Raw genomic sequence first — 1,390 nt, forward strand, 5'->3', positions numbered from 1 at the left:
CGTGCTCCCGTGCCTGCCGCGGCTGCACGATCGATCGACGGGTTGCTGCCGGTTGACGCCGGGGAGGCGGGTTCCCACGGACGGACCCACGGGTCGGGCCACGCCTCGGCTGCGGCGAGAAGCGGGTCGAAGGTCGCGCCGTCGATGCTCTCGCGGATGACGTCGGCGTGCCCGCCGTGCCGTGCCGTCTCCTCGATCAGGTGCAGCAGGACCCAGCGGACCGACCATTCCCTGACCTCGGCGGGAATCCACGGCGCCCCCTGCGGCACCGGAACGGCCTGCCCGAGGTCCGTAATGCCGGCGATCACCGCGTCGGTCCGCTCGGACGCCACTGCATACGCGGCCAGGACCTCGTCCAGGGTCTCGTCCGCGGCGAGCCGGAACTCGTCCTCGCCCGACTCGTCCGCCGTCCGCTGTGTCCCGTGCTGCCGCCGGAGGACGAGGTCGGTCCAGAACTCCTCGCACCGCGCGGCGTGCTTGATGAGACCGCCGATGGTCAGCTCGCTGGCGGAGGCCGCCGTGCGGGCCTGCTCCTCGGTGAGGCCGTAGGCGGTGACCCGCAGTGCGCGCCGCTGGTGGGCGAGGTAGGCGGTCAGCGCGGTGCGCTCATCGGCGACGGGCGGGACGACTCTCGGCATGGCGGGAACCCTCTCCTCGATGCAAAAGCTTGCAGCAAGTTTCAGGCAGGACTCTACTGCTGCCCCTGGTCGGCGTATACCGCGCCGACCAATCCTGTCCATGTGTGCTGTTGGGAGTACACGCCGGCCTTGCGTAAGCAGATGAAATTCTTTGCACAAGAGGGTTGACCGGCCCTCTCCTCGGGAGAGAAGGTCTGCCCCATGCCCGCACACGTACCGCCGATCGCCGACGAGCGCGAAGGCCTGCTCGCCTACCTCACCCAGCAGCGCCAGGCGCTGCGCGCCACCGCCCATGGACTGACGGACGATCAGGCGAGGTCGACACCCACCGCCAGTGAACTGAGCATCGGCGGCCTCATCAAGCACGCCGCACGGTGCGAGGCCGGGTGGACCGACCTGATCCTCCAGCGGCAGCGCGGCCCACAGCGGACGGCGGACGAGAGCGACTCCGCCGAATTCGCGCTCACCGTGGAGGAGTCGCTCGCGGATGTACTGGACCAGTACGAGTCCGCGGCTCGGGAGACGGACGCCGTGATAGCCGGAATCGCCGACCTCGGCCAGGCCGTGCCCGTCCCCCAGGGGCTGCCGTGGTTCCCCGCCGACGTGAAGAACTGGTCCGTTCGCTGGGTGCTGCTGCACCTCATCGAGGAGACCTCCCGGCACGGCGGTCACGCCGACATCATCCGCGAAACCATCGACGGCGCCACCCTGTTCCCCCTGCTGGCCGCCGCCGAACAGTGGCCCGACCCGTG

2 protein-coding genes are annotated in these 1,390 nt (G+C 70.1%); one reads left to right on the plus strand and one right to left on the minus strand.

What is annotated here, in order from left to right; all coding sequences use genetic code 11:
* Positions 1 to 638, minus strand: a 638-nt coding sequence (locus tag ABZ885_RS41210; protein ID WP_360200349.1) for a DinB family protein, incomplete at its 3' end; no start/stop codon positions are given.
* A 201-nt stretch (positions 639 to 839) separates the two neighbouring features.
* Between ABZ885_RS41210 and ABZ885_RS41215 the strand changes: the two genes are divergently transcribed.
* Positions 840 to 1,390: DinB family protein (locus ABZ885_RS41215; RefSeq protein ID WP_360200351.1), on the plus strand; the 551-nt coding region annotated here is incomplete at its 3' end.

The sequence above is a fragment of the Kitasatospora sp. NPDC047058 genome, assembly GCF_040643935.1.
Taxonomy (GTDB): Bacteria; Actinomycetota; Actinomycetes; order Streptomycetales; family Streptomycetaceae; genus Kitasatospora.